4 protein-coding genes are annotated in these 5,596 nt (G+C 53.9%); all 4 read left to right on the top strand.

Annotated elements, in window-relative coordinates; all coding sequences use genetic code 11:
• Window positions 1–84 precede the first annotated feature (84 nt).
• The gene (locus H6F43_RS15435) at window positions 85–1,698 is read left to right on the top strand and encodes a DUF3352 domain-containing protein (RefSeq protein ID WP_190343616.1); all 1,614 of its coding nucleotides are present in this window, start codon (window positions 85–87) and stop codon (window positions 1,696–1,698) included.
• Between the two features lie 118 nt (window positions 1,699–1,816).
• Entirely contained in the window at window positions 1,817–2,290 is a 474-nt protein-coding gene (locus H6F43_RS15430; RefSeq protein ID WP_190343615.1) for a hypothetical protein, read from the top strand.
• A 95-nt stretch (window positions 2,291–2,385) separates the two neighbouring features.
• Window positions 2,386–3,876, top strand: coding sequence for an Asp-tRNA(Asn)/Glu-tRNA(Gln) amidotransferase subunit GatB (gene gatB / locus H6F43_RS15425; protein ID WP_190343614.1), 1,491 nt, complete (start codon window positions 2,386–2,388; stop codon window positions 3,874–3,876).
• A gap of 253 nt (window positions 3,877–4,129) precedes the next feature.
• On the top strand, window positions 4,130–5,476 hold the full coding sequence (argJ, locus tag H6F43_RS15420; protein ID WP_190343613.1) for a bifunctional ornithine acetyltransferase/N-acetylglutamate synthase: 1,347 nt from the start codon (window positions 4,130–4,132) through the stop codon (window positions 5,474–5,476).
• Window positions 5,477–5,596: the final 120 nt, after the last annotated feature.

Raw genomic sequence — 5,596 nt, 5'->3', positions numbered from 1 at the left:
GCTTGCTCCTGTCTAGTCGCTCCAGGCGACAGCACAGATCAGCGCCTAAATCTGGCGTTACACCTGTAGAACTTTGAGGAACTTATGTCTTTAAAAAACCTGATTCTCCCTGCGGTCGGCGTTATTGCAGTTGCAGGAGGTGCGGCTGCGTACTTTTATTTTAAGGGTGCTCCGATCGGCAGCGTGAATCCGGCGGCGATCGCTAAAGTTATTCCCGATGATGCGTATATGGCAGCGTTCATCTCTACCGATGAAAAAAGCTGGTCGCAACTAGAAAAGTTTGGAACACCAGAAGCACAAAAAATTGTGGGCCGGGGACTGAGTGATCTTCAGCAACAATTAGCCACAAATCCTCAAATTAACTATGAAAAAGATCTGAAACCCTGGGTCGGCAACGTTATGGTTGCGGTGATGCCGTCTCAGGCAAAGGCTAAAGAGCCAAGCGTGCTGGTTGCGGTAGGAATCAAAGACAAGATCAACGCTATGAATTTCGCCAACAGCTTCAAAAGTAAGGCGAACGTTAAGAGCAACGAGAGCGACTATAAAGGCGTCAAAATTATGGATTTTGCCGACGCAAAATCTACGACTTATACGTCGGTGGTCAAGGATTACTTGGTGCTGTCTCAAGACCGCAAAGCCGTAGAGCAGGCGATCAACACGGCTAAAGGTGACCCGTCCTTTGCCACCAAAGCAGGCAATGCCCTTTCCAGCGATATGGACGTGCAAAACCCGATCGCCCGCGTCTACATCCCAGAGTATTCAGCCGCCGTGCAGAAACTGCTGGAGAGCAGTCCTGAAACCGCACAGCTTCAGTCGAGCACGATCGAGCAGCTAAAGCAGGTGAAATCAGTGGTGGCTGGAATCGGCATCGACGATGCAGGTCTGCGGCTAAAAGCTCGCGCAATTTTTGACCCGAACGCAAAAACGGTCGAGTACAAACCTGCTCCCAACACCGTTGTGGCACAATTGCCCGGAGAAACCTTTGCGCTGGTGAACGGTGCAGGGCTGAATCGCTACTGGTCACAAGCGGTTGAGCAGGCAAATACAAGTTCCGAAGCGCAGCTCGCGTTTGGTGGAATGCGGCAGTATGCCAAATACTTCAACCTCGATCTGGACAAGGACGTGTTTGCCTGGATGGGGGGAGAGTTTGCGCTGAGTTTGGTGACGGCGGATCAAGGAATGCTGGCGCAGCTCGGGTTTGGCGGCATCCTGGTGTTTGACACGACCGATCGTGCGACCACCGAAGCCACCCTCGCGAAGCTCGATACACTGGCGAAGAATAATACATTGACCGTTGCTCAGCGCGACGTGCAGGGCAAGCAAGTGACCGAGTGGAAACTGCCCGACGGCGCTCTGCTGGGACACGGTTGGCTCGATCAGGATACGGTGTTCGTGGCGATCGGCGAGCCCTTGGTCAACGCGATGGCAGCCAAGCCAGCTCCCGCTCTCGACGGCAGCGATACGTTCAAGACCGTTACAGCAACGCTGCCGAAGCAAAACGCAGGCTACTTCTTCCTAGATATGGACAAGCTGATGGGCGTGATGAATCGCACGATGCTGGCGTCGCAGCCGAACTCGATGACGCCGGAAACGAAAGCCATTCTGGACTCGATTCGTGGCATTGGTGGTACGTCGGTTCAGAGTGATAAATCTACCGCTCAGGTTGAACTACTGCTGGCGCTGAAACCCGCGAAGTAGCTCAGCGATCGGATTTTTCCCGTAGTTGGGTGTGTTGGCTGCAATCCAACGCACCTTTTTTATGACTGTTTCAAACTCTTGCCCATATAAACTCTTGCCTATATTAGGAGCAGCAATTGTGCGACAACGTTTTGGATGGACTCTAGCCGTGTGTCTGATTGCCTGGACTTCAGCGTGCGATCAAAAAGTTACGCCCAGCACTCCTGTTCATACACAAATCAGAACAGCCTTGAAGGCTGGAAAACAGAAAATTGTCTTATCAGATCTTCAAGGCATTCCTGTCTGGAAGCGGGCGTTTATTTTTGGTCCGTACACCTCTACCGATACGATCGTCAAAAAGCTAGGTCACCCTTGGTCCGACGCGAAAACATTTCGCCTAAATTCGCGCGACGATATTAATTTAGCCGTATTTTCCAATGGAGCAGAAGTTGTCAGAGTTGAAGAGTGGCGGCGTGATTTTGATTGCGATCGTGCGATTCTTAGTCGTCCCTTAAAACCAAAGACAACCCTTGTATTCAACCGCGATGCTCAACCTCCACGATTGGAAGCCTCAAGCAACCTATTAGATAACTCTAACCACAAGCAGTTTTAGAGCTAGCTGAGATAGCGCCAATAGCGCAGCATTCAGGGTTGAGCACGGCAGGGCTACAATAGAGCAGCGATCGGTCTTGTAAAATTCATACGCCTATGACTTCTGCTGCCCCTACAAAAACTCAGTACGAAGCAGTGATCGGTTTAGAAACGCACTGCCAGTTAAGTACTGAAACTAAGATCTTTTCCACCAGTTCTACTGAATTTGGTGCGCCGCCGAATACGCACATCGATCCGGTGTGCATGGGAATGCCCGGAGTACTGCCTGTACTAAACCAGAAAGTTCTGGAGTACGCAGTGAAAGCGGGCTTAGCGTTAAACTGCCAGATTGCGCCCTACAGCAAATTCGATCGTAAGCAGTACTTCTACCCCGATCTGCCCAAAAACTACCAGATTTCCCAGTACGACTTACCGATCGCCGAACACGGCTGGCTAGAGATTGAACTGGTTGATAAGGCATCGGGCACCTCAACGCGCAAGAAGATTGGGATTACGCGCCTGCATATGGAGGAAGACGCCGGAAAGCTTGTGCACGGCGGCAGCGATCGTTTGTCTGGCTCCACTTTCTCGCTCGTTGACTACAATCGCGCGGGCGTGCCGCTGGTTGAAATCGTGTCGGAACCGGATTTGCGCACGGGACAAGAAGCGGCAGAGTACGCTCAGGAACTGCGCCGCATTCTGCGCTATTTAGGCGTCAGCGACGGCAACATGCAGGAAGGCTCGTTACGCTGCGATGTCAACATCTCCGTGCGTCCTGTGGGTGAGGAGACGTTTGGCACCAAGGTCGAAATCAAGAATATGAACTCGTTCAACGCGATTCAGCGGGCGATCGAGTACGAAATCGAGCGGCAGATTGCAGCGATCAACTCTGGCGAGCGCATTATTCAGGAAACGCGCCTGTGGGAAGAAGGCTCGCAGCGCACAATTAGTATGCGGATCAAGGAAGGCTCCAGCGACTATCGCTACTTCCCAGAGCCGGATTTGGGACCGATCGAAGTTGCTCCTGACCAGCTAGAGGAGTGGAAATCGGAACTGCCGGAACTGCCGCACCAAAAGCGGCAGCGCTACGAAAGCGAACTGGGGCTGTCTGCCTACGATGCGCGGGTGATGACCGACGATCGCGCCACAGCAGAGTATTTCGAGGCGGTCGTAGCAGCAGGCGCACCCGCTAAGCAAGCTGCGAACTGGATCATGGGCGACATTAGCGCCTACTTGAACCGCAATGCCAACCTCAGCATTACTACCCTACCGCTGACTCCGGCTAGCTTGGCAGAGCTGATTGGACTAGTCGAAACAGGCACGATTAGCAATAAAGCCGCGAAGGATATTCTGCCAGAGCTGTTAGAGAAAGGCGGCTCTGCGAAGGCGATCGTTGACCGCGACGGGCTGGGACAGATTTCTGACCCATCGGTAATTGAAGCGACGATCGACGAGGTTCTGGCGTCCAACCCCAAAGAGCTAGAGCAGTATCGCGCTGGCAAAACCAAGATGCTGGGCTTCTTTGTGGGGCAAGTGCTGAAAAAAACGGGCGGTCAGGCAGATCCAAAATTGACCAACCAACTGCTGGCAAAGAAGCTCAACGGTTAGCGGAACCGCCTGACAAGCGTGGAACTTCTGAATTAATGGCGCGTCTTCACACTTATCCGTCGATCTTTCGTCAAAAAAACACAGATAGGGGGTGACACCCCTCAGCCCCTAGATGGCATACTGTGTTAAGTAGATGCACCCTGATGATAGGGGAAGTCGCTCAAGCGACTTCCCCTTTTTTCTTTTGAACGGTAGGCTCAACCCGAATCGCTATATAATCGCCTCTCAAGCACCATCAGTAGGGAAGACCAGTATGGCAGCATGGCAGCAGGTTTCAGGCGGAATCACGGCACCCAAAGGGTTTCGAGCAGCGGGACTGGCAGCGGGACTGAAACCATCGGGACTGCCAGACCTAGCACTGATCGTCTCGGATGTGGACGCGATCGCGGCTGGCGTCTTCACCACCAGTCAAGTCCGTGCCGCTCCTGTAGACTACTGTCGTGAACGCCTCCAAGCCAAACAAAGCGCCCGTGCGATTCTCTGCAACGCTGGTCAGGCAAATGCTGCCACAGGCACCCAAGGCATGATCGACGCCTCCGAATGCGCCCAACTGACTGCTCAAGTGCTCAATATCTCCTCAGATGCGATTCTGCTGGCGTCTACGGGGGTAATCGGACAGCGCATCAAAATGGACAAGCTGCGATCGGCGGTGCCTCAGCTTGTTTCGTCGCTGAGTGAGCACGGCTCCGATGGCGCAGCTAAAGCCATCACGACGACCGATCTCGTCACGAAGTCGATCGCCCTCGAAACCACTCTGCATGACCGTCCCGTTCGGATTGGTGGCATCGCTAAAGGGTCGGGTATGATTCATCCCAACATGGCAACGATGCTGGCATTTGTCACCTGCGATGCCGCTGTGTCGCCTCACCTATGGCAGGAAATGCTGAGTCGCGCTGCTGATCGTAGCTTCAACCAAATCACCGTGGATGGCGACACCAGCACGAATGACTCGCTGATCGCGCTGGCAAACGGGCAGTCGCGCACGCCTGCGATTACTGAAATGGGACCAGAGGCAGAAACGCTAGAGGCGATGCTGACGGAGGTATGTATGTATCTGGCAAAGGCGATCGCCCGCGACGGCGAAGGGGCAACGTGTCTAATCGAAGTTCGCGTCTCTGGTGCGGCGGATGAGCAGGCAGCACGGCAAGTTGCCCGAACGATCGCAGGCTCCTCTCTGGTCAAGTCCGCTATCTTTGGACGCGACCCCAATTGGGGCAGAATTGCCGGAGCCGCCGGACGGGCAGGGGTACTGTTCAATCAAGAAGAGTTGCAGATTCAGCTGGGCGATTTTTTGCTGCTGCAGCACGGACAGCCGCAGGCGTTCGATCGTTCTGCCGCGAATGCCTATCTGAAGCAGCAAGCCGCTGCCAGTAGTCAGCCACACCCGGAGCCATTGGTTAGTACTGAGGCAAGCAATGAACTATCAGAGCAGCAGTCGGGTCAGGCAGTCAGCTTCGATCGTCCGGCAATGCCTGCACAATCCGTTGAGCATCCCGTGGTCATCTCAGTCAGCATTGGCAATGGTCCTGGTTCCGGTACGGGATGGGGCTGCGATTTGAGCTACGACTACGTGAAGATTAACGCCGAGTACACAACCTAGTCGCTAGCAGCGATTAGCCATAGCGACTAGCGAGTTGCTCTAGATGAGGGCTGAAGTCAGCGGCTAGGAACAGAAATTGGCAACGCCTCTTGGCAACCCGTCATCCGGTACGACCCACTC

Origin of the sequence: Leptolyngbya sp. FACHB-36 (assembly GCF_014695955.1) — a bacterium.
In the GTDB taxonomy this organism is placed as follows: Bacteria; Cyanobacteriota; Cyanobacteriia; order Leptolyngbyales; family Leptolyngbyaceae; genus FACHB-36.
Note: the sequence above shows the minus strand (reverse complement) of the source record. Positions and strands in the feature narration are given on the sequence as shown.